This window comes from Companilactobacillus sp. HBUAS56275 (assembly GCF_036913655.1).
GTDB classification, from domain to species: Bacteria; Bacillota; Bacilli; order Lactobacillales; family Lactobacillaceae; genus Companilactobacillus; species Companilactobacillus pullicola.
In genome coordinates, this window is the sequence record NZ_JAYKKK010000001.1 from 523224 (window position 1) to 548295 (window position 25072).

Annotated in this window: 25 protein-coding genes; 10 read left to right on the top strand and 15 right to left on the bottom strand. The window is 35.1% G+C overall.

Annotation, left to right across the window (positions count from 1 at the left end; translation table 11 throughout):
* The first annotated feature begins 18 nt into the window (after window positions 1-18).
* The 3 genes from U8526_RS02395 to U8526_RS02405 all read left to right on the top strand — a co-directional run bounded on the left by U8526_RS02395 (window position 19) and on the right by U8526_RS02405 (window position 2690).
* Complete coding sequence (locus tag U8526_RS02395; protein WP_334340377.1) at window positions 19-1308, top strand: glycosyltransferase family 2 protein; 1290 nt, start codon at window positions 19-21, stop codon at window positions 1306-1308.
* Window positions 1309-1795: 487 nt separating this feature from the next.
* The gene (locus U8526_RS02400; protein ID WP_334340378.1) at window positions 1796-2182 is read left to right on the top strand and encodes a hypothetical protein; all 387 of its coding nucleotides are present in this window, start codon (window positions 1796-1798) and stop codon (window positions 2180-2182) included.
* A 133-nt stretch (window positions 2183-2315) separates the two neighbouring features.
* Entirely contained in the window at window positions 2316-2690 is a 375-nt protein-coding gene (locus U8526_RS02405; RefSeq protein WP_334340379.1) for a YxeA family protein, read from the top strand.
* Between the two features lie 97 nt (window positions 2691-2787).
* Here U8526_RS02405 and U8526_RS02410 read toward each other — a convergent pair whose 3' ends face one another.
* From U8526_RS02410 to U8526_RS02420, 3 genes are all read right to left on the bottom strand, one after another.
* Window positions 2788-4788, bottom strand: coding sequence for a beta-galactosidase (locus U8526_RS02410; protein WP_334340380.1), 2001 nt, complete (start codon window positions 4786-4788; stop codon window positions 2788-2790).
* A complete protein-coding gene (locus U8526_RS02415; RefSeq protein WP_334340381.1) occupies window positions 4788-6227 on the bottom strand; it encodes a glycoside hydrolase family 1 protein in 1440 nt (479 codons plus the stop codon). The genes U8526_RS02410 and U8526_RS02415 overlap by 1 nt, the downstream gene beginning before the upstream one ends.
* Before the next feature lie 100 nt (window positions 6228-6327).
* Window positions 6328-7134 carry an AraC family transcriptional regulator gene (locus tag U8526_RS02420; protein WP_334340382.1) on the bottom strand — a complete coding sequence of 269 codons (807 nt, stop codon included), beginning with the start codon at window positions 7132-7134 and terminating at the stop codon, window positions 6328-6330.
* Between the two features lie 110 nt (window positions 7135-7244).
* On the opposite strand from U8526_RS02420, the gene U8526_RS02425 reads away from it, so the two are divergent.
* Window positions 7245-8555 (top strand): PTS sugar transporter subunit IIC, encoded by a 1311-nt coding sequence (locus U8526_RS02425; RefSeq protein ID WP_334340383.1) that lies wholly within the window; start codon window positions 7245-7247, stop codon window positions 8553-8555.
* A gap of 47 nt (window positions 8556-8602) precedes the next feature.
* Here U8526_RS02425 and U8526_RS02430 read toward each other — a convergent pair whose 3' ends face one another.
* From U8526_RS02430 to U8526_RS02460, 7 genes are all read right to left on the bottom strand, one after another.
* A complete protein-coding gene (locus tag U8526_RS02430) occupies window positions 8603-9388 on the bottom strand; it encodes an ABC transporter permease (protein ID WP_334340385.1) in 786 nt (261 codons plus the stop codon).
* 1 nt (window position 9389) lies between these two features.
* A complete protein-coding gene (locus U8526_RS02435) occupies window positions 9390-10208 on the bottom strand; it encodes an ABC transporter permease (RefSeq protein WP_334340386.1) in 819 nt (272 codons plus the stop codon).
* A complete protein-coding gene (locus tag U8526_RS02440) occupies window positions 10201-11208 on the bottom strand; it encodes an ABC transporter ATP-binding protein (protein ID WP_334340387.1) in 1008 nt (335 codons plus the stop codon). Before U8526_RS02440 ends, U8526_RS02435 begins: the two co-directional genes overlap by 8 nt.
* A 138-nt stretch (window positions 11209-11346) precedes the next feature.
* On the bottom strand, window positions 11347-11844 hold the full coding sequence (locus U8526_RS02445; RefSeq protein ID WP_334340388.1) for an NUDIX domain-containing protein: 498 nt from the start codon (window positions 11842-11844) through the stop codon (window positions 11347-11349).
* A 107-nt stretch (window positions 11845-11951) separates the two neighbouring features.
* Complete coding sequence (locus tag U8526_RS02450) at window positions 11952-12860, bottom strand: alpha/beta hydrolase (RefSeq protein ID WP_334340389.1); 909 nt, start codon at window positions 12858-12860, stop codon at window positions 11952-11954.
* Between the two features lie 78 nt (window positions 12861-12938).
* Window positions 12939-13682, bottom strand: a complete 744-nt coding sequence (gene pnuC / locus U8526_RS02455) for a nicotinamide riboside transporter PnuC (protein WP_334340390.1) — start codon at window positions 13680-13682, stop codon at window positions 12939-12941.
* A 525-nt stretch (window positions 13683-14207) separates the two neighbouring features.
* Window positions 14208-14771: a peroxiredoxin gene (locus U8526_RS02460; protein ID WP_334340391.1), complete on the bottom strand. Its 564-nt coding sequence runs from the start codon at window positions 14769-14771 to the stop codon at window positions 14208-14210.
* 127 nt (window positions 14772-14898) lie between these two features.
* On the opposite strand from U8526_RS02460, the gene U8526_RS02465 reads away from it, so the two are divergent.
* Both U8526_RS02465 and U8526_RS02470 read left to right on the top strand, forming a co-directional pair.
* The gene (locus tag U8526_RS02465) at window positions 14899-15552 is read left to right on the top strand and encodes an HD domain-containing protein (protein WP_334340392.1); all 654 of its coding nucleotides are present in this window, start codon (window positions 14899-14901) and stop codon (window positions 15550-15552) included.
* 17 nt (window positions 15553-15569) lie between these two features.
* Complete coding sequence (locus U8526_RS02470) at window positions 15570-16088, top strand: phosphatidylglycerophosphatase A family protein (RefSeq protein ID WP_334340393.1); 519 nt, start codon at window positions 15570-15572, stop codon at window positions 16086-16088.
* Window positions 16089-16772: 684 nt separating this feature from the next.
* Here the strand turns inward: U8526_RS02470 and U8526_RS02475 are convergent.
* Window positions 16773-17198: a universal stress protein gene (locus U8526_RS02475; protein ID WP_334340394.1), complete on the bottom strand. Its 426-nt coding sequence runs from the start codon at window positions 17196-17198 to the stop codon at window positions 16773-16775.
* 143 nt (window positions 17199-17341) lie between these two features.
* Between U8526_RS02475 and U8526_RS02480 the strand changes: the two genes are divergently transcribed.
* Window positions 17342-17632, top strand: a complete 291-nt coding sequence (locus U8526_RS02480; protein ID WP_334340395.1) for a hypothetical protein — start codon at window positions 17342-17344, stop codon at window positions 17630-17632.
* 354 nt (window positions 17633-17986) lie between these two features.
* Here the strand turns inward: U8526_RS02480 and U8526_RS02485 are convergent, their stop codons facing one another.
* Window positions 17987-19582, bottom strand: coding sequence for an ABC transporter ATP-binding protein (locus U8526_RS02485; RefSeq protein WP_334340396.1), 1596 nt, complete (start codon window positions 19580-19582; stop codon window positions 17987-17989).
* Window positions 19583-19788: 206 nt separating this feature from the next.
* Here U8526_RS02485 and U8526_RS02490 point away from each other — a divergent pair, with 206 nt between their 5' ends.
* Window positions 19789-20307 carry a hypothetical protein gene (locus U8526_RS02490; protein ID WP_334340397.1) on the top strand — a complete coding sequence of 173 codons (519 nt, stop codon included), beginning with the start codon at window positions 19789-19791 and terminating at the stop codon, window positions 20305-20307.
* Here U8526_RS02490 and U8526_RS02495 read toward each other — a convergent pair.
* Complete coding sequence (locus U8526_RS02495; RefSeq protein ID WP_334340398.1) at window positions 20304-21086, bottom strand: TraX family protein; 783 nt, start codon at window positions 21084-21086, stop codon at window positions 20304-20306. The two genes, U8526_RS02490 and U8526_RS02495, sit on opposite strands and share 4 nt — an antisense overlap.
* A 126-nt stretch (window positions 21087-21212) precedes the next feature.
* Here U8526_RS02495 and U8526_RS02500 point away from each other — a divergent pair, with 126 nt between their 5' ends.
* Window positions 21213-21983, top strand: a complete 771-nt coding sequence (locus U8526_RS02500) for a potassium channel family protein (protein ID WP_334340399.1) — start codon at window positions 21213-21215, stop codon at window positions 21981-21983.
* 130 nt (window positions 21984-22113) lie between these two features.
* Window positions 22114-22635, top strand: coding sequence for an Ltp family lipoprotein (locus U8526_RS02505; protein WP_334340400.1), 522 nt, complete (start codon window positions 22114-22116; stop codon window positions 22633-22635).
* A gap of 142 nt (window positions 22636-22777) precedes the next feature.
* Here U8526_RS02505 and U8526_RS02510 read toward each other — a convergent pair whose 3' ends face one another.
* On the bottom strand, window positions 22778-23527 hold the full coding sequence (locus U8526_RS02510) for an SAM-dependent methyltransferase (protein ID WP_334340401.1): 750 nt from the start codon (window positions 23525-23527) through the stop codon (window positions 22778-22780).
* 26 nt (window positions 23528-23553) lie between these two features.
* Window positions 23554-25071, bottom strand: a complete 1518-nt coding sequence (locus U8526_RS02515; protein WP_334340402.1) for a glycoside hydrolase family 1 protein — start codon at window positions 25069-25071, stop codon at window positions 23554-23556.
* Window position 25072: the final 1 nt, after the last annotated feature.

The following is a 25072-nucleotide window of genomic DNA, read 5'->3' on the forward strand; positions in this document are numbered from 1 at the left end:
ATTGAGAAGATGATAAAAATGATTATTTATTTAATAGCCATTACTGTTTTTATGGTTCAATGTTTCATCATGTTTTACATCTACATCACTCAACAAAAAAGATTTAAACAAAATATGCAACATCCCTTTGAACCCCAACAGGACTTGAACCAGTTCTTTTATTTTATGTTATTACCGTGCCTAAATGAAGGAAAAGTTATCAAAAATTCCCTATCATATTTAAATAATTTACAAGGTCGTAAACATATTATTGTAATTGACGACGACTCAGACGATGACACTATAACGCAAGCTCAAAGTGTTGATGGTCCTATCAGTATAGTTCAAAGAAAACTACCTAATGCTAGGACTGGTAAGGGAGATGCTTTAAACAGCGCTATCCCTACTATTCAGAAAATTATCAAAGAACAGAATCTTGATCCAAAATACTGTATTATCGGTGTTCTCGATGCCGATGGCGTTCTAAGCGCCAATAGTATTGTTAAACTTAATCAATCATTTCGTGACGAAGAAACTGATGCCGTTCAACTTAGAATTAAAATGAAAAGTCCAGGAAAAATTCTACAAACTTTTCAGGATATTGAATTTTTCGTAATCAATCATTTAATTCAATTAGTTAGAACTCATCTCAAAGCTGTGGCTCTATGTGGCAATGGTCAATTCTTCAGAGCTTCAACCGTTCTAAATAAGCTTGGCGATCAACCTTGGGGCAACGCCCTACTCGAAGATTACGAATTAACTTTAAGAATGGAACTAAACGGTCTAACTATCAGATATGTCGATGAAGCTTACGTCGAACAGGAAGCACTTAAAAAGGTAAAAAAATTGGTGCGACAACGTGCTAGGTGGTCACAAGGTGGCTTCAATTGCTGGAAGTATCTCAAACACGTCTCTAAATCCAAAACCGTCTCACTTGGTCAAAAGATTGACGCCTACTTCTTCTTTATCCAACCAGTTTTAAACATTCTGGCCGATTTCAGTATTATCTTTTTAACCATCAATTTTATCTTAAGATACGTCCAAAATCCCGAGTTCATTTTCATTGTTTTCATTATCATGACTGTTCTCAGCTTTTTCTTTGGAACTGTCTTCACAATTATCTACCAAAAGGAACTAAAATTACATGATAAATATCACTTAGTTATTCAAAAAGATGATATGATCAATGAAAAATTCAAATTTAGAAGAGGAATCCTATCGATTGGTCTCCTCTCCTACATTTATGTAATATTCTTCTTCAGTTTAATTATTGCTTGCTATCACCTATTAGCCGGACACACAGTATGGGATAAGACACAGCGCAACTAAAAAACATCTATTAGAGTTTGTTAGTACATACCTCTCTAATAGATGTTTTTATTACTTATTTTTTATCTTATATGTAACTTCAATTATTATAAAAATGATTAAACTAACAACAATCGCCGTAATAAAAGGATTTATCAAAAAATTTGGAAAATATAAATCTTTGGGAATTTGATTTACAAATACATTAAATTTCATAACTATCGCCTCTTATTGGTCATAATTATCTCATCATCATTTTTATATAGCAAAAAAGCCGTCCTAAGGACGACCATTTTGATTACGGAGTCAACGTACTGGTGTAAGTACTTTTTGAATTATTCTTGTACGGTAGATACACAATGTATCTATCGAAAGTAATTATCTAATCTAACGGCTAAATTGTAAACTAGTAATTAGATTTATAACCAAACTGTTAGTTTGATGTGACGGAATTGTAAGATAACTTTGATTATGAAATAATACAGATAATTCCAATGGAGGTATGATAATGAATTCCGCAACGCAAATTTTATTAGTTATCGCTAGTTTTATTTTAGCTATATCGGTTTTAGTAGGATTAATTTTAATCTCGACAAGTCTTTTCCAAATCAAAGGACTACTAAAAACCAAAAATAAGTTATTAATACAAACAAATCGTCCTTACGTAATTTGTCGTCGTATTAATAAGCAAACTGTTGAAATCAGAAATGTTGGTAATACTCCAGCTACTATCGACAATATTCAAAGTGATAATTTGGATCTTTCATATTTGAACCAAAAAGATATTTTTGCTGGTCAATTCTTTACTTATCCTATCGATCAAAATCAAGATTTAAATATCTCAATCAGTTATCGTGACCAAATCAACCAATTTAGGGATAAATTTTCTATTTAAAACTAACGTTTTTAACACCCATAGATTATTGATATGAAAACCTTCCTATTATCCATCTTACAGACCTTACAAAACCGTTAGGACTATTGTCTTAGTTTATATGATACGATTCCTATTGAACTTGGAGGGATATATGATGAATAAGAAAGTCGGCATTAGTTTAATAGTTGCATTGATTGTTTTAATACCATTGATGGCTTATCAATTTTGGTACGTTCCTAACTTTACAGGGGACGATTATTACACTTACGTTGGCGACTCATATAAAGAAATCATTGAAAAGGATGATTCTGGTGCCGACTATAAAGAATATTATTATAAGCAAAAGGCTTATGATAAGGATGGCAACGAAAAGTTGTTAAAGTTCAATAGCTCCATCGGTCGTCCTATCAAAGCTGATAATTATCTTAAAGTTACCTATAATCGTAAATATAACAAAGTTCTTTCTTGGGAAAAAGTTCAAAAGAGGCAGGTCCCTCGTAAGACAATTGAACAGATTCTTAAATAAATTTTCAAAAAGTGCATCTCAAAGCGTAACTCTTGGCGTTTTGAGATGCACTTTTTAATATAAAAAAACTCCCATCCGCTTGGAAAGGAGTTTCATTTTAAATTGCAAATCTATTTTCTAAGATCAACACATCATAAGGCTGCAAAGTTATCTCTTTTTCGATAGCTTTCTTTGTTAATAAGTCTTCACTATCTGGATAGGGATTAACAACCTTCTTTGTTTGTCCGTCTGTATTGATAATAAAGGTATAACGAGCCGTATCACCTGTACGCGTGATAATCTCAACACCAGTCTTTGACTTATCAGATTTAATTTGAGCAGCTTGTAAAATATCTTTCATAAAGAAGTCCATCGCTTGATCATTCAATCGACTACCAGCGTAGTAAGCAAATCCCTTACCAAAATGATTCTTCGTTAAAACAGAGTTATCTTGGTAGAAAACTTCATCACTATAGTGAGCTAAGGATTTTGCTGTTTGTGGCTGAATTAAATTGCAAACCAAACTGCCCTTGCCAATAACTCTACCATCAGCTACTAATTCATGGGTCTGATCAAATGGCAAAGCATCGGTTTCTTCATATCTCAAGCCTAAAACGTTCTTTAGTAATCCAGGATAACCACCAAGATAAACATTATCGTCTTTATCCGCTAATCCGGACATGTAGTCAGTCACAAAGATACCACCAGCTTGAACAAATTTTTCAATTTTATCCGTCATTTCTGGTGAATTGATATACATACTTGGGGCAACGACAATTCGGTATTTTTCTAAATCAGCTTCCTTAGAAATCATGTCAACACTAATCTTACGATCATAGAAAGCTTTGTAATAATCATAAACTTCTTGAACATAGTCGAGATTAGTCGTTGGACCCATGCAGTCTTCTAGTCCCCAGTAACTATTCCAATCAAAAACAATTCCCACTTTTGACTGATTATCTGAATTTTCCAAATCTTCAGGCAATTGATTCAACTCACTACCAAGCTTCTGCAATTCAGCGAAAACCCGTGTGTGAGTCGATTCCGCATGTGAAATCATGGCACTATGTAATTTTTCCGAACCATTACGAGCCTGTTTCAATTGGAAAAATTGAATTGTTTTGGCTCCATGAGCCATTGCTTGGTAACTGAGCATCCGCATCTGATTAGGTGCTTTCAAAGAGTTGAATGGCTGCCAATTTTGTTGACTAGGCGTCTGTTCCATTAGCATGAAGGGCTTGTCTTTAAGACCACGCATCAAATCGTGTTGCATAGCCGTGTAGCCAGCCGGTGTGTCAAAACTTGGATAGTTGTCCCATGAGGCAACATCCATTTCTTTAGCCCACTTGAAGTAGTCCAAATCTTTTTGCGAACCCATTAAATTGGTTGTCACTGGACGTTGATCATATTTTCTAATAATGTCTCGTTCCATCTTAAAATTATTTAACAGACTATCCGACTGAAATCTACGATAGGCCATATCCAATCCTGACATCACTGGTTTGCCATTGTCATACGTATCACCAATTCTCATTGGTGGCATAATTTCATCCCAGTTATGATAAGTGTGACTCCAGACATTAGTTCCCCAAGCCTGATTGATTTTTTCTAAATCATTGTCATACTCATGCTTTAGCCAAGTTCTAAAAGCCTTTGTACAATTTTCGCAGTAACAATAACCGTTATATTCGTTGGAAATGTGCCAATGAGTGATATTTTTAACGGATGCATAACGTTGAGCTAGTTTCTCAACCAATTGACTGGCTAAGCGTTGAAATTCAGGACTATTAGGACAAGCGTTCTCACGTTTTCCTCCAACTTGACGACGACCGTAAGTATCGACACGATTGACCTCTGGATATTTTTTAGTCATCCAAAATGGCAATGCAGCTGTTGAAGTTGCCATAACAATCTTTATATTGTTTTTTTCTAACAACTCAACAATTTTATCCAACTTATCAAAGTTAAAGACGCCATCTTCTGGTTCCAACAAAGACCATGAGAAAACATTGATTGTCGCTGAATTAACATGTGCTAGTTTCAATTTATCCCAATCATCTTGCCAAGTACCCTCAGGCCACTGTTCAGGATTATAGTCACCACCGTACAAAATTGACATCACTTTACCTCTAACTTTCCACCATTTGTTTTGATTATTCTCTGATACCAATTGAAGCTCTTCTTTTTGATTCTTAACAATGATTTAGGAGACTGGTCATCTCGATCAATGTAGACGAAACCATAACGTTTGTCATAACCATTTAACCAACTCAACAAATCGGTAAATGACCAAGCACAGAAACCAAATACGGGAACTCCATCGGCAATAGCCTTACCAACTTGAACCAAATGTTCGTTCAAATAATTGATTCGATATTGATCATCTACTTGTCCATTTTCTAATTTATCAAACGCACCTAACCCATTTTCAGTAATGATAAGTGGTAAACGATACTTCTCGTAAACCTGTCTCAAGGCAATTCTAAATCCAATTGGATCGATTTCCCAGCCCCAACTAGTCTTATCTAGATAAGGATTTTCGACTGATTGAAATAGTTGTGCCTCAGGTGTATCAGCCTGCGCATCCCCAGCCATCAAATAAGGATCAACTTTATCAAAACTTTTTTCCGTAACGGCACCTTTGGTATCAGGTGCTTTGACCGTCCCCCCGTGATAATAATTAATACCAAGAAAATCAGGTTTGCCAGCCTGCAAGACTTTTTCATCTTCAGCCGTAACCTCTGGTGCCAAATTCATTTGTTTCAATAAACGCATAATCCTTTCGGGATATTCACCGCGACAATATACATCCAGCCACCAATCGTTATTGAATTGATTAGCATCCACAGCAGCTAAAACATCGGCTGGTGAACTAGTTAAAGGATAGACCTCCCCATAACCAAAACTGGGTCCAATCTGACCTTGTGGTACCATCTGGTGAAATAGCTGAATAGCTTTGGCATTCGCCAAGTTAACAATGTGATTAGCTTGAAACATTCTCCTTGAGTCCGAAACGTTAGGCGGATGAGAAGCCCAACGATAGCCTAGTGACGTGAATACATTCTGTTCATTGAACGTTATCCAGTATTTAACTTTTTCTCCAAATCTATCAAAAAGGACACGACAGTATTTCACAAAAGCATCGATTGTTTTTCGACTTTCCCAACCACCATATTTGGTTTGCAAAGCTTCTGGAAGATCCCAATGATACAACGTTAAAATAGGCTCAATCTGATGTTTTTGAAGTTCATCAATTACCCTTTCGTAAAAGTCTAATCCTTCTTGATTGACCTTACCTTCACCGTCAGGCAGAATTCGACTCCAAGAAACGCTAAAACGATACGCTTTAAGACCCATTTCAGCCATTAGAGCGATATCTTCTTTGTAATGATGATAAAAATCAACTGCAATTTGACCATTAGTATTATTTTTAGTTTTACCTGGAATTTTAGAGAATTCATCCCAAATTGATGGGCCTTTGCCATCAATATTATAGGCACCCTCAACTTGATAAGCCGCCGAAGCTGCACCCCATAAGAAATGTTCAGGAAATTTCATAGTCATTTCTCCTCGTCTTTTGTTTGATTATGAATCAATTTACCACAGAAATTGCGACTAGTAATTAAGGAGAATAGTACAAAAATACCAGATATTGAAACTATTTATATAAGCCACGAAACTTTCCTGGTGTAACCTTTTCACCACGTTTAAACATCGAAATGAAATAACTATTAGTATTAAAGCCTACCTCTCGTCCGATTTCATCAATTGATAGATCTGGTTCATTCAACAACAATTCTTTAGCCTTTTTAATACGATAATCGATTAAAATTTGGTGCGGCGAACTACCATAGTTAGTACGAAAGGCTTCTAAAATATACTGCAGGCTGTAATTTGTCAGTTTAACAAAGTCATTATTAGTTAAGTCCTGTTGATATGAATCTCGGATCAATTGTAAAATAGGATCGATGATTTTCTTATTCATCTGGTAATTGTGTGGATTGACGACACAATATTTCTTGATCAAAAGCATGAACTCATAAACTAAGGTCGATGATTCATAGATATCTAAACGATTATTTTCCTTAAATTCCTTATGATGCACTTCGATAAAATCCTTCAATTTATCTTCTGGAGATTCAATATAGAGATAATCTTGAAATCCTAATACCTTAGTGATCTCAGAAATCAATAATCCTCCAAAAGAAAAATAGTCTGTGATCCAAGAACCATTTTTTGAATGATAAGAATGTGGAATATCTTGATTGATCAAAATACCCTGATTTTCTTTTAATTCTATTGTCCGACCTTCAATATTTACTATTCCCGTTCCTGAATATGTTTGTAACCAATGAACATAATTATATCCTTTTGGTCTAGACACATTCTCCTGACGCCATTTGTATCCAATACTATCTACATATAATGGCAATGATCGGTCCTTTGCTTTAAAACTATATCTCACTGAGTTCACCTTCAATATGTTATATTTAGCTAGCATTATCTTTAATTACAATACCATTTCCATATGCTAGATTAAAGGTAATCAAGCGGAAAGGAAATGAGGTTTTAGCTATGAAAGCGATTACAAATTGGTTTCAAAATAGTTTTAGTCCAGCATTAGCAAAATTCAGTAATATGAAATATATGCTGGCTTTACGGGATGGAATGATTATTACTGTTCCGTTTACAATCTTCGGTAGTATTTTTATGATTTTGGCAAATTTGCCAATTCCAGGGTGGACACAATTAGTTGCTCCCTATCAGGCAAAATTACAATCAGCCGTTAGTATTACCTTTGGTATCTTGGCTGTCATCGTTGCCATCGGTATGAGTCATGAAATGGCTAAATTGAACAAGATTGATACTCTAACCGGTACAGCAATCGGTGTTTCAGCATTCTTACTTTGTATGTTGAATGATAAATTCCAAATCGATCCTTCAACTTTGGGATCAGATGGTATGTTTACTGCAATTATTGTTTCAATTATCTCTAGTGAAATAGTGGCTTTCTTCATTAGAAAACACATTGTCATTACTTTACCAGATTCAGTTCCACCAGCAGTTGCTAGTTCATTTGTGGCTTTAATTCCAGCATGTGCTTCTCTAGGATTTTTCTGGATCATCAGAGTTCTCTTTAATATTAAGATCAATGCGGTTATTCAGGCTATCTTCTCACCATTAGTCGGTGGTTTGAATAGTTTCTGGGGCGTTGAATTTGCATTATTCTTAACACTAATTCTTTGGACAGTCGGTATTCATGGAAATAATGTCTTAGGTGCCGTAGCATCACCTGTTTATACTTATTTCTTAATGGCAAATATTAAAGATGTTTCTAAAGGTGTCGCTCCAACACACATCACAGCTGACGGATTCCTTGATTTTGGTATGAATATTGGTGGTACTGGTGCCATCTTAGCCTTAGTTATCTGTTGTTTATTGTTTGCTAAGAGTAAACGTTACAAACAATTGGCCAGATTAGGTGCTATTCCTTCAGTCTTTGAAATTAGTGAACCAATTATGTTTGGTTTCCCAGTTGTTTTAAATCCAACTCTATCAATTCCATTTGTTTTAATTCCAATGGTTTTACAAGGTATCACATACTTCTTGATGAAAGCCCATATGATTGGCATGGTTATTGCTCAAGTTCCATGGACAACACCAATTTTCATCAATGGTTATCTAATTACTGGTGGTGACTGGCGTGCTCCAGTATGGCAATTGATTGAATTAGTCATCGCCGTTGCTGTTTACCTTCCATTCTTCAAAGTTCTTGATAAAGCAGCTTACAGGCAAGAACACGTTGAAGAAATGGAAGCTGAGAAAAAAGTCAGTGACAATACTTCATCAATTAAAAATATTAGTGGTCAAACACAAAATGCATAAAGAAAAGAACTTCCAATCGCTTCAAACAGCGAAAGGAAGCTCTTTTTTTATGATCCAGCACTTTCATAGGATGAAATACCCTTATCCCAGATCTTAATTGAGATGAATAAGAAGACAACTGAGATGACCACTAAACCACCTAAATTGAACAACACGTTCTTACCAGTTAAGAAATAACTTGCTGGATAAAAGGCAGTGAAAGCAAATGGAATAACAAATGAAATGATCCAGCGAATCAAATGATTAAAGATACTGACTGGATATTTAGCAAAATCATTAAACATATAAAACAAATATGTGATAGTATTGCTCTTCTTCATCCAAAAGGCTGCAGCCGAAGTACCAATCTTCAAAGCCGTATAAATAGCCGTGGCAAATGGAATTGAAACAATGAATAAGATAACTTTCAACAAAGTCCAATGAACACTAGATGACGACATGAATAATAGGATGACCCCAACCAATAATTCCCCTAGAGCATCGACTTGGAAAGTCTCAACTAAAACGTGAAACAATGGATTGATTGGACGTGTCAAATACTTATCGAACTCACCTTTTCTTACTAATCTTTGCCCAACGATCCAGAGGTTATCAAAGAAAAGATGATCTAATCCCTTAGGAATCAAAGCAAAACCATAGATGAAGATAATTTGTTGCAGGCTCCAACCGGCCAATCTTGGGACTTGACTGAAGATGACTTGTAAGAAAATCAAATTCAAAACTTGATTGAGCAAAACACCTAAGACACCAACGATGAAGTCAGCTTTATATTCCATCGTCTGTTTCAAATACTGTGAAATAAAAATTTTTTCTAAATGAAAGACTCTTCTCATATTAACCTCCCTGGATACTCAAATGTTTGATAGCAAAATGCCAAATAATTTTTGCTAAGAAAATAAAGAATATCAACCAAAAGATTTGAAGAAGTAATACGGAAAAGGTTTGTTGTGCTGTATATTTGCCGAGATATAACATTACGGGTGTATATAACAAGGATGAAAATGGCAATAATTTCAGAACACTTTGCAAGACTGGCGGAAAGAATGCTAACGGCACTAACGAACCTGACATAAAGATAACCAAAGCATTCTTCAACACATTGGAGCCCCACAAATTTCGAAAGAAAAAGGCTGTGAAACTGAAACAAATATTAAAATAAAAGTTGATCAAATAGGCAATCGTCGCACTGAAAAGATACAACAATACGTTAACCAAATTTAAAACTGGGGTCCCTTCACCTACAATTTGATAGATCAAGATCCCACCAAATAAGGGTACAGCTAACACACCAACATCGATCAGTTTACTGCCAATCTCTTCATAGAAATAATTAGCTGTGAAACTAATGGGCTTAAGGATACGCATAGCGATTGAACCATCTTTGACTTCGTCTCCTACACTGCTAGAACCATCACTTGAAGTTAGGATTCCTGTAAAGAAACTCAAAAAAATATATAACACCATCTCAGGAAACGTGAAACCATTCAGACTTGAATTGGTACTCGATTGGAAAACGGCCTTCCACAAAAAATAAGTTACGAAGGCTCCCAAAGTATTCCCCAATGCAAACAAAATAAAGTTTGCACGATAAACAATAGCTTCTTCGATTCCGGCAGAGACGAACGGATGATATTTTCTTAAGAAGTTAGTCATGTTCGGCCGCCTCCTTTCGGAAAATCCTCCTAACAATATCCTCAATATCGGCATCTTTAACACTGATATCTTGGACATCAACTTGTGACAAAGTCAGTCTGATAATATCGGGAACTGAGACTTTACTACTATCAAACTTAACCCGGACATTCTTTTCATTTTGAGAATATTCGATAGCTGAAGAGAATTGTGAGAAATTCAAACGATTCGCATCTTCAGCGTTAACTAGCTCAAATTCAATTTCCCTGATATGTCCAAACTGATTCTTCAATTGCTTGATAGTAACATCAAAGACTTCTTGACCATGATCGATCATGAATACACGATTGCACAATAATTCAATATCCCCCAAGTCATGGGTCGTCAAAATAATTGTTGTCTGTTCCTCCTGATTGATCTGTTCAATAGCATGTCTGATCTTATCTTTAACAGAAACATCCAAACCGATTGTTGGTTCATCTAGGAATAACACTTTCGGATTATGTAACAAAGAAGCTGCAATATCAGCTCGCATTCTTTGGCCCAAAGACAAGGTTCTTACCGGACTGGTAATGAAATCATTTAAATCTAAGACCTCATTCAAAAAATCCATCCGTTTATAAAAATCTTTATCTGGTACGTTATAGATTTCTTTCAAAACTGAATAAGTTTCACGTAATGGTAAATCCCACCATAACTGCGTTCTTTGTCCAAAGACCACTCCGATATCTTTAACATATTTTTGACGGTCTTCCTGAGGGATTTTGTCGTTGATCCGGCAATATCCACTAGTTGGCGTCAAGATTCCAGTTAACATCTTAATGGTTGTTGATTTACCTGCACCGTTAGCACCAATAAAGCCCAAAATTTCTCCCTTAGGTACCTCGAAGCTTAAATTATTAACGGCTTCAAAAGTTTCGTATTTTGGCTTAATCAATGATTTAAAGGCTCCTACTAGTCCTGGTGACTTAATAGTTTTTCGAAAATCCTTTGTTAAATTAGATACTTCAATCATCGACATCTAAATCCCTCCTTTGTATAAAGTAAGCGTTTACTTATGTAAGCGTACTTCCAATATTAGTCATCCGTTCTCCCATAGTCAATTGGATTTCGCAAAAAAAATTCGTTACCGATAACAATATCAATAACGAATCACTTTTTAGAAACCAATATTCTGATGATTGACTAAATGCTGTATTGCAATATTAGGATAACAAGTTTTGACTATTCCTCTTGGTTGTAACGCCTCTCCTGCTTGATCGACCTTGATCCACTTCATATTAGAATTGGGTGGCAAATCGAATTTGCGATAATCCAAATATTTTAAATGATGATATGTTTCGTCGCTGACTTCCTGTCGATAAATCAGATTCAATTGTTGATAGTCAATCCTCTTTAATTTCCAAAAATTTTCCAAAATACCCGCAAATTCTAATTTCAAATCAGTTAAGCCAAGTTCCTCTCTGGCTTCGCGTTCGGCTGCAGCTTGACTCTCTTCATTGAATTTAATCGCTCCACCAGGCAAAATATACAGCTCCCGTTTTGTATTTTCCTGTCTGACGAAAACTTTATTTTGATGTAATAAGATTAATACCGCTCGAACGTCAAATTTCTGTTTTTGTGTCAAAAAATAGCGTAAATCACCTTGTTCTTGCATCCAATCACCTGCCTTAGTTCATTAAAGTAATCATATACCAAAAATGTGAATAAACATACAAATAGCCAGTAACCCTCAATTGAGTTACTGGCTACTAATTATATATATTATTTAAAATATTTATTGGCAAAATCTGTCGCTTTTTCAACGTATTGCTGTCTAGCCTTGCTTAATGAACCAGCATGACCAGCACCCTTAACGATCCAAAGCTTCTTGGGACCTTTAGTATAATCATAATTTAAATAGGCATTCTTAGTCGGTACAAAATCATCCTTTGAGCCATGGATAATGAATAATGGCACTTTATTCTTCCTCAAACTGTCTTTGGTACTGGCCTGATAGAAGTTATAGCCTGCCAAGAAATCTGCAAAGAGGCTCGCTGTAGGTACAATTGGAAAACTTGGTAAACCAAACATCTCTTTCAATTGATAGGATAATTCACCCGAAATGGTTGAATAGCCACAATCAGCTATAGCAAAACGAACATTTTTAGGATGCTCGCCTAACGTATACATGACTGTTGCGGCACCCATACTAATACCGTACAGTCCAATCTGAGAATTAGCTCCAAATTTCTGATTAAGTTGTTTGATCCAAGCCGTCATATCGTTACGGTCTTTCCAACCATAACCAGCATACTTGCCTTGACTCATACCAAAGGAACGATTATCTGGTGCCAGAACGTTATATCCGGCGTTGTGAAACATTCTGACGTACGACCCTATATATTTACTAGCGCTACCAAACCCGTGGACAACGATCACTGTTTTGGCGGTTTCCTTCCCAGCTGGTAAATAGCGAGCTTTCAATTTCAAATGATCCTTTGTCGTTTGTTCCCAGATCTGTGGCTTCTGATCTAAAAACCATTGACTGTTCTTACTCAAATGACCCTTTATCTGACTACTGTAGCCACTCTTACTAAATGCATAATTAAACATATAACCACCAGCCGCTACATCAGTTAGTAGCGTTACGCCTATAACGACTGATAAGGTAATTTTAACAAATTTTTTCACAGCTTCATTTACCCTTCTAGATTACTATTGCTCACCAATAATAGTCTATTTGGTAATTTTAATGCAACAAAAAACAGGTTAATTATTAGCTAATTCTTCACTCTTAGCTCTGTTTTCAGTAGCATCTTTGTGGAACCAGTGAATATGTGAATCGAAGAAAGCAATCATATCATTCATGAAGTACATAATGTATGTCAAGAATAGAACTGGACTAGCGTCACCTTGTGTAGCAGTAACACCCCAAAGAACGATTGACATAATACCTTGAGCTGTCCAGAAGTAATATTGTTCACGGAAACGTAATGTACATAGAAGTGCACCTGTGAATCCAATAGCAGCAGCAACTGAATCAATTACAGGACGTGGACTGATAAAGATATGTGTATCCATCAAGTAAAGCAATCCCCATGAAGCAAAGAAGAATAGTGCTGTCCAAAGCCATTTAAGAGCTGTTAGACCATGAATATGCTTTTCAGCGTCTTTAGCCCATTGTGGACTGATCAAAACAGGAATATCTAGTAAGATAATGTAACTTAATTGAAGAACAACATCAGAGAAGTTCTTAGCGTTGATAGCTACAAAGATATAAATAAGCGCTGAAACTAATCCTAAGACACCATTTAAAGGTTTTGCATTAGTAATGGCAACTGTACATGTGAAACCTAAAACGGCCGCAAACCATGTCCAAATAGCAATTGCATTAATAGAATGTGAAAGTGTTGATGCAGTGATGGCCCCCAAGCCAAACATTAATAGCATGTAACTCTTGAAACTCCAATGTCTCATTTGTTCAACATACCATTTTGGATTAAATATACTCATTTATCCTTCTCCTCTTGGACCATTGCCAAAATATATGATTGTGGCATTTATATTTTGAAATGGTCGATTTTTATTTATCCCTTAAACCGTATTTCTGAAAAATATCAATTTAACCGACAGCTAAAATCATACCACCAATTGGACTAAATTTGGCAAATGGTTTCTCGAGCATACTGGCGACATATCGGTGTAAAGCGCTTAACTCACTTGCTAAATTAGGAATTTATCATTTGATACAAGATATAGTTTTTTTTGATTTCGTATCACTATATATAGTTATAACGCACCTATTAACAAAAAAAGATACCAAATTTATTCAAAACAGAGATATGCTTTGACTGCCGTTTTCCACAACAAATGTTGTGTTCTATTATTTATGTATCCTTTAATATCAAATAGTACTTACTAAAATCTTCATATGCCTAACGTCTAAAGATAACTATTCTACTTTACTAAAAAAAGTATTCATACCGACCAAATATAATTAGCCGATACGAATACCTTTCTTACTTTTAATAATGATATTTAAATTTTACCAACTAATTTTCCACTGGGTTTAATTGTATCTTCCCCGGGATGCCAATCAGCTGGACACACGTCTGCTCCGTGCTCTTCCACAAATTGAGCTGCCTGCAACGTTCTTAAAATTTCCTTAGGACTTCTACCTACTCCCATTGCATTAACCGTGTATGACTTAATAATACCTTTAGGATCAGCAATGAAGACACCACGATAATCTTGACCTGTTGTCTCATCGATCATATTGAAAAAGTCCGTCAATTCATGCTTTTGATCTGACAACATTGGGTATTGGATCTTGCCAATCGTTTTTGTTGTTTCTGCCCACGACATATGAGAATATTGACTGTCGACTGACACTGAATAAATTTCGGCATTAGCAGCTTGAAAGTCTTTATACAGATCTTGGAGTCCACTGAGTTCTGTTGGACAAACAAACGAGAAGTCAGCTGGATAGAAAAAGATAATTGACCACTTGCCTAATAAATCATTCTTAGTGAAAGATTTTAGCTCACCAGCTTGATAAGCTTCAACATCAAATTCAGGTAATTCCTTATTGATATAATTCATCAGAAATCCTCCTAAGTTAAATTTATATGTGTTTAAACACTTATATAATAACAAATGTTGAGTATTATTTTAAATACAAACCCTTTTGTGTAACAATGTAGTTATTATATAAAGAAGGATTGATTTGATGACGGACGAGGAAAAATTAACTGCTATTCGTGAGTATTCATTTAATAAGATGAAGCAAGACAAAACTGGACACAATTTTGATCATATCCAACGGGTCGTAAAGACAGCTAAACGGATTCTAAAAGATGAACCAGCTGACAAATTAATCACGCTAGGTGCAGCCTATCTACATGACGTAGCTGATGACAAACTAGTTGATGATCCAGAAAAACTAGAACGTGAGATCCATGATTTTTTAGAGTCACTTCAATTGTCTGACGAGCAAATCACGGAGATTCTCTATATCACTCATAATTTATCATTCAGTAAGTCATTGAATAACCCTCCTAAACTTTCATTAGCTGGACAAATCGTTCAAGATTCAGATCGATTAGATGCTATCGGCGCAATCGGTATCGTTCGTGCGGTCTATTATGGAGGAAACAATTCCGAAACAATTTATGACCCTGATATTAAGCCTCGTGAAAAAATGACTAAAGCTGAGTATCGTAATTTGAATGATGAAACAATCATCAATCATTTTTACGAGAAATTATTGAAATTAACCGCTATGATGAATACCCCTACTGCTAAGAAAATAGCTCAGGGACGCCATCAGTATATGCTCGACTTTCTAGATGAATTCAAGGCTGAGTGGGATGCAAATAAATAATAAAGGAGATTCTAATTTTGGTATCATTTGAAGAACAAGATAGAGAATATTATGAACACATTATCAGAAATCTAAGCGACCGTGGCGTAGAGCTAGACGACATCGCTGAAATCGTTATTTTTCTAGAAAAAGATTATGTTAACGGTTTGAATACCGACATAGCAATTCACGCTATCAAGAAAGTATTACATAAACGTGAAGCTCAAAATGCCATTATGACTGGAATTGAATTAGATGTTTTGGCTGAGAAAGGTCTCCTATCAAAACCAATGCAACGTATTATGCAGACTGATGAATCCACTTATGGAATTGACGAAAATATGGCTATCACTTTAGCAAGCTTGTATGGTTCTGTTTCGGTTACTAACTATGGCTATGTTGACAAATTAAAGCATGGTATCTTAGCTAAACTAAATGATAAATCAACTGGCAAAATCAATGTTTTCCTAGACGATTTAGTTGGTGCTATCGCTGCCGGTGCCTGCGGTTGGTTGGCTCATAATGAATCAGCCGTTCAAAGAATGTTGAATAAATAATTCTCAAAAATAAGTAACATCTGTCAAAGATTTATACCTCTCACAGATGTTATTTTTGTTTCTTACTTAAGTTGGGGTGTAGCGTAAAACTGCCGCCCTCCGCGACAAGAAAATTTGACTGGAACGCCATGGGCACGACTTGAAACTAATAATTTTGCACTTCGTGCAAAATTATGGATTTCCAAGCTCGGCCTTTCCCTAAGCAATAAATTGCTAAGGGAATCTCATGGCTGAGTCAATTTTCTTGTCGCTCCGGACTAAATCCGGTTTTGTTTATTAATCATTGTAAAATCTAAAAACTAAAAAACAGACTCTATTAAGAAATTCAAGCATATCTGCATGTCTTGAAATACTTAATGGGTCTGTTTTTAGTTTAGGATTTAAGAGTTCCTATTTTGACCATGTAAGATTAGATGATATCTAATTGCTGTATTTATATTAGAAACGAATGTCTAGTTGGTAGTAAAAAATCTGTGGGCCCTCAGTGGTGAAATTCTACTTAGCTTGCGTAGCAAGGTTAGTAGAAGACCGGACTTGGAGATCCATAATTTTTCACAGAGTGAAAAATTATTAGCTTCAAGCCGTGTCCACCACGTTCCAGTGGCCCACAGATTTTTTGCGGACAACGGCATATTTCACCTACATCAGTTAGTATTTACGCTACAATCCAACTTAAACCTATTTTTAGTTAACAATTAAAACGTTAGTTTTGGAATGCTCTGATACATAACGTGTAACTGATCCGACAAATGCACGCTCTAAAGCATTCAAACCGGTTTTTCCCATAATGATCAAGTCAATTTCTTTATCTTTAGGAAAATTAGCTAATTCCGAACGCGGCTCACCATTCAAAAGTTCTACATGACAAGCAAGACCAGCACCTTTTACCATCTCTTCGGCTTTTTGCAAGTCTACCTTGGCTCCGGTTTCCAATTCATCGGTTAACCCTGGAACATAAGAGACTCCAACACTAACAGGTAGATTAGCGGTGTTAACAACTGATACTAAATATAATTCAGAATTAAATTTCTTAGTTAAATCCATGGCGGCTTCTAGAGCATCGTACGAGTTTTTACTTCCATCAATGGCTACAAGAATTCGATTAAACATATCGAACACCTCCTACTAAGATACCTTGATATCTTTAGCTAGATTTTACCAAGCTCAGGAAACTTTGACATTTTTAACACGTTGACATATTGGACATTTGTTATAATAAAGCTTAAATAATGATAAATAGGGGAATTATTATTATGGAAACTAAGCAGCGACTGGAGATCATCAGGCAAGAATGTAAATTTAGACGAGATTTAAAGAATATTCAATTTACGCATTACTTTTCCAATCAGTTTATGGAGAAATATACTCAATTTTTTTGCATCGAGGATTTTTTCAAGCAACTAGGCGTCACTGACAAAGCTTCTTTAAATGAAATATCCAAGGAATCTTGGGAACAGTTGGTTCAAATGACAACCATCTTTTCTTCCTGGCAAGAGATGCTCGACAAGGCTGGCGAGGACTATTCTCTTCAAAATTTTTATTAATTATAATTTAAAACGCTATCATTTTATTTATTTATTATATTAACGTACTTTTATACATGAATTGTAATATAATAAGTTTGTTGGAAGAAACCCAAAATATGCAATAATATATTATTATTCTCAATAGTACAATCCTTCTATAGAATAATTCTTCTAACTTTATGGCACTGCTCCTCGGCAGTGTCTTTTTTTGCGTCCAAATTCAATGTATTCAGCAATTTCTAACTATGTAATAAGGAAAAATATTTCAGAAGTATAATTAAATTAAAAATCTTTTTATTTTAATAATAACCATTTGTACTTTTTTATTGTTCATTAGCACCCGAATAATAATACTATCTACAGAGATTTCACTCAGCCTTGAAGGGCTAAGCCTGATGTCTTCAATTCATAAACCTTATCATAGAGTTTCTTTACTTCATCTGGAATATGATGATCAACTTCTATTACCGTCAGATTCTTATTATTCAGAATCGATTGATGAATCGAAGCCGCTGTTTCTGGATCTAAAGAAGCTGTTCCTTCATCAATCAAAAGCAGTTGACGATTAAAATACAAGGCACGTGCTATCTCAATTCGTTTCAATTGTCCCCCAGAAAAATTATGTCCATTTTCGTTAATTCTCATCTTTAATGATTCCTCATTGGCGAATTCCTCTAGACCCGATTGCATTAATGCTGAAAGAACTCTTTGCTTATCAGCTAAATCTCTCCCTAAAGTAATATTCCTTTCCAGACTATCTTCAAAAATAATCGGCGTCTGTCCAACTATTCCAAAACTATCGTATGATTCTCTTTGCGAGTAGGAATGATTATCTAACAAAATTTTTCCGGTGGATGGTTGTAATTCTTTAAGAATCATTCTAATCAATGTTGACTTACCAATACCCGACTTCCCACCTATTAAAATTTTCTCTCCATGTTTCACATCAAAGGAGACATTTTGGAAAACTTCTTTTTTATCATAGGTGAAACTTACATTATCAACTGATAACTCATCCACATTTTCTGGTTTATCATTTGAAACAATCGTCACAACTGGCTGTAACTGTTCAACTTTAGTCCGAATACTTCTAGTACTACTGATGGTATTCCAACTGGTAATGATTTGATTGAAGCCATTCAAAATCCAGGATGAAGAATATTGAATAGCAACGAATTGTGCAAGAGTAATTTTTCCTACGATAGTAAAGTAAATCCCCAAGCCAATAGGTATATACGAGAATACGGAGAACAGTAAACCAATTACATTATTAGATAATGCAATCTGATTTTTCAAACTAGCATTAGATGCTTCCATCCCTGAAATAGATTGATCCATTCGTTTTGAAAAACCGGTTGTCGCATTATAACGGCGTAACAACATCGCTCCGTGCAATAAATCCTTAACCGTTGTCGAGAGAGTCTGATTATTTTTGGACCAAGTATCGGTCCTCTTTTGAATTGATTTGGTGAATAATTTTGGTGCTAAAGTTGGTACAATCATGAAAGCTAAAAAGATAATTGTAATATACACATTACTGTACAAAGCGTATGCCAGTGTTCCTAAGGTCATTATGACTGAGCCTAACAAAGAAAATATTTGACGCCAATAATTGTCTTCCAACAATTTCAAATCATTGAGGAAGAACGATAGGTTTCCCGATTCAAAATCTTCCTGTTCCTCAGTGACGTGTGACATTTTGCTCATCAAAAAGTTATTTTTTAATTTGTGATTGATCAAATAGATATTCTTATTCACCACTACGCTCTTTATATAACCCAATATTGCAAAAGCTGCGTAACCTAAAATGATCACGATAACCGATGGCACAATCAAACTTATCGATTTCTTACTGATCAAATAAAAAATATACGAATAAGTGATTGTGTTGAATGGAATCTCTAACCCCGCTAATAGGCTGAAAAAGATGGCTAAATAAAAATACGAATGATTAATATACTTTTTCATTAAAATTATCCCCTTAAAATTAAAATATTTTTAATCATCATATTACTGTAATCATAAGGTGTCAAACCAACATGGCACTATGAATCTATTTAATTTTGACGTACATTCATTAGAATAAAATTAATTCTCAAATATATCATCTTCGAATAGAACATTGCATGTAGAGCGGTTATAATGAAACAAATTATTTTTAGGGGTTACATAATATGAAAAGGCGACTAATCTTTATCTGTACAACACTACTCATCTTTACTTCTACTTCCGTCACTAACATTTCGGCAGCTACTGATACAACTAACCATCGTGATGAAAAACGTGCCGTAAAATTCTTTAATAAGATCAAAAACTTCAACTACAAACTCAATCAACAATTAGCTCAAAAGACTAAATCTGCGATTAATAAGTTCAAAGCCAATTCTCAATCCGTGGAGGAAAAATCTGATAATTTAAAAATCTACTGGTCAACTTTTATCAATAAAATCAATTATTTAAAAAATGACCAGCTAGAAATTTACGTTACAAAGGAATTCAAAAGTCTCACTCACAAAAAAAGAGCCCAAATCGTTGATTCAGTTCAACGATTAGCACTCTCACACTTAGAAGATTTTAAAGCGGTGACACCCTATAGATCCAAGACTGGATTGGCCGCTTCTATCTTTTGTGATGGCGATTATTTAGGCCGTTCACTTTTCCTAGACAATAGTAATTTTAAATGGAACGACTAATGACAGAATAAACTCGCTAACAAGTGAATAACCCACAAGTGTAACGGATAGAACAAATAGAATACATATTTCAATTTGCTATCATATTTTCCCAACCTACCGCTATAAAAAGTTAATAACGGTATGATCAGAATGAAGAAAATATCACTAGCATTCATAGCAATGCTGTCGAATATCATTAATGGATCAGTCGTGCCAACTGTCAATGCCATTGGTAATTCTATGACTGCCATCACAATCATTAAAGCTAAGTAACTTAAATTTCTTTTTTTAATATTCTGATGCGTTACTTGAGTTATCAACATAAATGGAAAAATAATAAAGCTACCTTCTAAAACTGGCATAATGCCGATAAGAAGTAAAATAATGGAAACGACTCTCAGAAGTTGTTTCTTTTTTTGTTCCTGATGATTATCCCATAAACAAATTATGACCGCGCCGACAAACAGAGTTAAAAAGATATTGTCTCCAATAATAGACATAGCGTAATCTTTTCGTAAAACAAATAGATTCATTAGATAATTGCCGACGGCCATGAAAATTCCCCAACCGCCTAAACGAATTAGATAATCTTTTCGGCTATGCGTATAGTGAAGTCCCTCGACAACTAAATAAGCAAAACCAACGGCTACTACGCGCGTTATGATGTGAAATATATCAGCTAAATATGGTGAAATGAAATAATTGATATGGTCTAGGACCATTAACCCCATTAATAACAGTTTGAATATGTCCCGATTCATCGCCTTATGGGTGATACTGGGTGTGAATTGTCGCATAAATTAAGTCTCCCTCAAATTGATAATTTCATTATCCGGAAATTTATTTAGCTTGTAAATATACCTAACACAACCGTTAGTGCTATATTACAAAATAGTAAGACTAATCAGAAATGGACTGACATCATGGAAAAGTTTCATAAATTTTTGCATTCAAATGGTTATTATTTCGTCATTGTTTTAGCAGGATTATTATCGCTAATTATTTTGGTATTAAGTTACATTCCCCACTTCAATATTTCACGTTCACCATACATCGAAATTGATATTGGAACACTGTTGATTTTTTGTTTCGACTACTTTGGCAGACTCTACTTAGCTAAAAATAAATCAGACTTCTTTCGACACAACATCCTTGATTTATTAGCAATCTTGCCTTTTAACACAATTTTTAATGTTTTTAGAGTTTTTCGTGTCGTTAATGTCCTACGTTTTGCCAAAGTGTTTACCTTGATAAGATTCATTGGAACTGCTGGTAAGATGCAAAAGAACGCTAAAAAATTCTTACGTATCAATGGCTTTATTTACCTGATCATTATCTGTGGAATTGTATTAGTCACTGCTGCTATTTCCTATTCACTAGCTGAAAATGTTTCTTTAAGCAACTCATTTTGGTGGGCCATCGTCACAGCTTCGACGGTTGGTTACGGAGATGTCGCTCCAACGACCCTTGTCGGCAGAATTTCTGCTGTTTCGCTGATGATTATTGGAATCGGCTTTATTGGAACTCTAACTAGTACGATCACCAACTACTTTACCCAAGAAACATCCGAAAAAAGTGACGATAAATTAGATCAAATATTAGTAAAACTCGACAAAATAGAACAAGAGAATCGTAATTTGCATCATGAAATTGAGGAACTAAAACGTTCTAAGGATAAAACAAATGATAAATGAGTAATTTATTAATATCCATATTTGAATTTTTTACCCATTTACATTTATAAATAGATATATCAAATCAGAATGGAATATACCGATTGTCTTCCTTATAATATCTTAGATAATAGTCATAAGGGGAAAATATATGAACAGAAGAAGTAGGAATATCAAGACAAAATGGTATAAGAAAAAGAAACTATGGATAGGCATTATCATTGCCATATTCTTAATTGCTGGAATTAACAGTTTAAACTCCACAAGTAATGACAGCAGTAGCAATAACAAGGTAGAACAGAAATCAACTACTAAAAAAGTTGCTTCTCCTGCAAAGAAGGAAGAAAAAACTAAGCCTGAAGATAACGTTCCAACAGAATATAAATCTGCTCTAAAAAAGGCTGAGACTTATGCAGAAATGATGCACATGTCAAAAAAAGGAATTTTTGAACAATTAACATCCGAATATGGTGAAAAATTTTCTAAAGAAGCAGCCCAATACGCGATTGATAATATCAAAGCTGATTGGAATAAAAATGCCTTAGAAAAAGCTAAGACATATCAAAAAGATATGTCCATGTCACCTGAGGGCATTCGTGATCAATTAACATCTGAATACGGTGAACAATTCACTGCTGAAGAAGCAAATTATGCCGTATCTAATCTAAAATAAACACCAAAAAGGGAACTGAAATTTTGATAAAAAAATTCAGTCCCCTTTTATATTCCCTTATTCAAACTCAACTGTAACTTCAATAAATACAGATTTTCTACTACCGACGGCATCTTACATTTGAGCAAAAGCTATTTTATGATCATTGTTTCTGTGCAACTATCAAAAATCGATCTTCATATGTATCGATCTGTCCGGTTTGTTCAATTATATTTTGTAACTCGTATAACTTAGATAAATTATCTTCGACATTGAAATTAGGAAACTCCCACGGAATAACTGTGGCGTAATAAACTATCGCACCAACATCGAAAAATGACATCTTTGAAAAACTGACGTCTGACTTCATTACTTTCAATCCCGCCTTATGACAAGCAATCGTATTGTTGACCAAAGTATTGTCCGGATAAGCTGGCTGATAATCGTCATTGAAAAATCTGGATAGTGAAAAATTATTCGTTGCACCCACTTGTTCCGTCACAAACATCCCTGATGGCTTCAAAACACGACTGATTTCAGAGACCGGCATTGCTCCATGACAGTTAGTTACAATCTCAAATTCATTGTATGGCACCAAATTAAGATTCTCGTTAGGATCTGGATACAGTGTCACGCCACTGGGAACAACTTTCTTCTTGAGGTATTCAATATTAGGTTCCCAACCTTCAGTTACGCAGGTCCTTTGCGGATCATGACGAAAACTTGCCATCAATTCGCCACCACCAGTATCCATATCCAACCAATTATCCTTGGGATGTAAATATTTTTGAACGATTTTAGAGTAATCCCACGGCAATGATTCGTTTTGCCAGCGACCGTTCAAATGTTCGAAATTCCAGCCTTGCATCGCACGACTGCCTTCTTTTAACCAAGTCTCTTCTACTTCCTTCATAATTAACACTACCTTTATCAAATATTTTAACTTGCCGTTGATGTATCAAAATTTTCCAACGGTCTATCGAAAAATGATAAGGGAATTTTATTGCCAAAAGACAACAGGGCTTTATACCAATAATAACTGTCTTTTCTATACCGCTTATAAGATCCGTTGCCTTCGTCATCCAAATCGACATAGATCAATCCATAACGTTTAGAAATTTTATTAGATGACGCTGAGATCATATCAGTGGTTCCCCACATACAATAACCCATCAGTTCAATTCCATCTTCCATTACAGAAGTCAACATTTCTTGAATATGGTCTCTCAAATAACTAATGCGATAATCATCATGAACTTTATGATCACTAGTCAAAACATCTGAAGCACCAAGACCGTTTTCAACAATGAAGAGTGGTTTTTGATATCTGTCATATAGAGTAATCAAAGAAACCCTCAAGCCAATGGGATCAATTTGCCAGCCCCATTCACTTTCTGGGAGATACTTATTATATACTCCATTGATTCGATTAGCCTTCGTAACTTGTAATCCTGTCGTATCATAGGCTGTGCAGACAGATGAATAATAGCTAAAGGCAATGAAATCAGCGGTCCCATCTTTGATATCTTCATCGTCATCGGGTTGTTTTTTAATTTCAATATCCTCTTCTTTTAATTTATTTAAAAGGTATTTGGGATACTTACCCCTGATTTGAATATCACTGAAGGCGTAAACACTTCTCATGAGTTCCGTCGTTCTTAAAATGTTACGAGGATCACTGTTATATGGGTAAACCATGGTACTGGTGATCATGCAACCAATCTTTATATCTGGATAAGTCTCGTGACAATACTTAACGATTCTGGCTGAAGCAACAAATTGATTGTGCATTGCTTGATAAATCACGTTTTTAAAATTCTCACGTGGAAACCGATCTTCAATTAAACCGGCGGATGAGAAGGGATGTCGAATGATACTGTCAATTTCATTGATTGGAATCCAATATTTTACATAACCATGCAGATAATCAATTACCGTCTTAGCAAATTTTTCAAAAAAGCCGATAACTCTACGGTCATACCAGGCATCATAATTCAAAACTAGATTGAGTGGAATCTCGTAATGAGATAACGTCATAATTGGTTCAATATTATACTTTTTCATTTCTTTAACAACATCTAAATAGTAATCTAGTCCTGCTTGGTTAGGTTCTTCATCATCACCATTGGGGAAAATTCTGGCCCAACTGATAGAAAATCTGAAAGCAGAAATTCCCATTGCAGCCAATTGTTTAATATCGTCACGATAATTGTGATAAAAATCGACTCCGTGACGCTTGCCCCATCTTTTAGTTGAAAGATCAGATACTGCTTCCTCAACCTGTTTACTCGTAATTGTATTAGCAACTTTGTAATTAGTTACATCCAATTCTGGACGATATCTGAGACAATCAGCAATTGACATCCCTTTACCGTCTTCATTCCATCCACCTTCAACTTGATTGGCAGATGTTGCAACACCCCACAAAAAATCTGGATTGATTTGATAACTTTTCATA

What these genes read in the sequence shown, in the direction of transcription:
- U8526_RS02400 (WP_334340378.1), top strand. Translation starts at nt 1,796, where the DNA reads ATGAATTCCGCAACGCAAATTTTATTAGTTATCGCTAGTTTTATTTTA.
- U8526_RS02445 (WP_334340388.1), bottom strand. Translation starts at nt 11,844, where the DNA reads ATGCAAGAACAAGGTGATTTACGCTATTTTTTGACACAAAAACAGAAA.
- U8526_RS02495 (WP_334340398.1), bottom strand. Translation starts at nt 21,086, where the DNA reads ATGCGACAATTCACACCCAGTATCACCCATAAGGCGATGAATCGGGAC.
- U8526_RS02480 (WP_334340395.1), top strand. Translation starts at nt 17,342, where the DNA reads ATGGAAACTAAGCAGCGACTGGAGATCATCAGGCAAGAATGTAAATTT.
- U8526_RS02500 (WP_334340399.1), top strand. Translation starts at nt 21,213, where the DNA reads ATGGAAAAGTTTCATAAATTTTTGCATTCAAATGGTTATTATTTCGTC.
- U8526_RS02475 (WP_334340394.1), bottom strand. Translation starts at nt 17,198, where the DNA reads ATGTTTAATCGAATTCTTGTAGCCATTGATGGAAGTAAAAACTCGTAC.
- U8526_RS02510 (WP_334340401.1), bottom strand. Translation starts at nt 23,527, where the DNA reads ATGAAGGAAGTAGAAGAGACTTGGTTAAAAGAAGGCAGTCGTGCGATG.
- U8526_RS02425 (WP_334340383.1), top strand. Translation starts at nt 7,245, where the DNA reads ATGAAAGCGATTACAAATTGGTTTCAAAATAGTTTTAGTCCAGCATTA.
- U8526_RS02395 (WP_334340377.1), top strand. Translation starts at nt 19, where the DNA reads ATGATTATTTATTTAATAGCCATTACTGTTTTTATGGTTCAATGTTTC.
- U8526_RS02435 (WP_334340386.1), bottom strand. Translation starts at nt 10,208, where the DNA reads ATGACTAACTTCTTAAGAAAATATCATCCGTTCGTCTCTGCCGGAATC.
- pnuC (WP_334340390.1), bottom strand. Translation starts at nt 13,682, where the DNA reads ATGAGTATATTTAATCCAAAATGGTATGTTGAACAAATGAGACATTGG.
- U8526_RS02465 (WP_334340392.1), top strand. Translation starts at nt 14,899, where the DNA reads ATGACGGACGAGGAAAAATTAACTGCTATTCGTGAGTATTCATTTAAT.
- U8526_RS02460 (WP_334340391.1), bottom strand. Translation starts at nt 14,771, where the DNA reads ATGAATTATATCAATAAGGAATTACCTGAATTTGATGTTGAAGCTTAT.
- U8526_RS02505 (WP_334340400.1), top strand. Translation starts at nt 22,114, where the DNA reads ATGAACAGAAGAAGTAGGAATATCAAGACAAAATGGTATAAGAAAAAG.
- U8526_RS02430 (WP_334340385.1), bottom strand. Translation starts at nt 9,388, where the DNA reads ATGAGAAGAGTCTTTCATTTAGAAAAAATTTTTATTTCACAGTATTTG.
- U8526_RS02410 (WP_334340380.1), bottom strand. Translation starts at nt 4,788, where the DNA reads ATGTCAATTTTGTACGGTGGTGACTATAATCCTGAACAGTGGCCTGAG.
- U8526_RS02485 (WP_334340396.1), bottom strand. Translation starts at nt 19,582, where the DNA reads ATGAAAAAGTATATTAATCATTCGTATTTTTATTTAGCCATCTTTTTC.
- U8526_RS02490 (WP_334340397.1), top strand. Translation starts at nt 19,789, where the DNA reads ATGAAAAGGCGACTAATCTTTATCTGTACAACACTACTCATCTTTACT.
- U8526_RS02415 (WP_334340381.1), bottom strand. Translation starts at nt 6,227, where the DNA reads ATGAAATTTCCTGAACATTTCTTATGGGGTGCAGCTTCGGCGGCTTAT.
- U8526_RS02440 (WP_334340387.1), bottom strand. Translation starts at nt 11,208, where the DNA reads ATGTCGATGATTGAAGTATCTAATTTAACAAAGGATTTTCGAAAAACT.
- U8526_RS02405 (WP_334340379.1), top strand. Translation starts at nt 2,316, where the DNA reads ATGATGAATAAGAAAGTCGGCATTAGTTTAATAGTTGCATTGATTGTT.
- U8526_RS02515 (WP_334340402.1), bottom strand. Translation starts at nt 25,071, where the DNA reads ATGAAAAGTTATCAAATCAATCCAGATTTTTTGTGGGGTGTTGCAACA.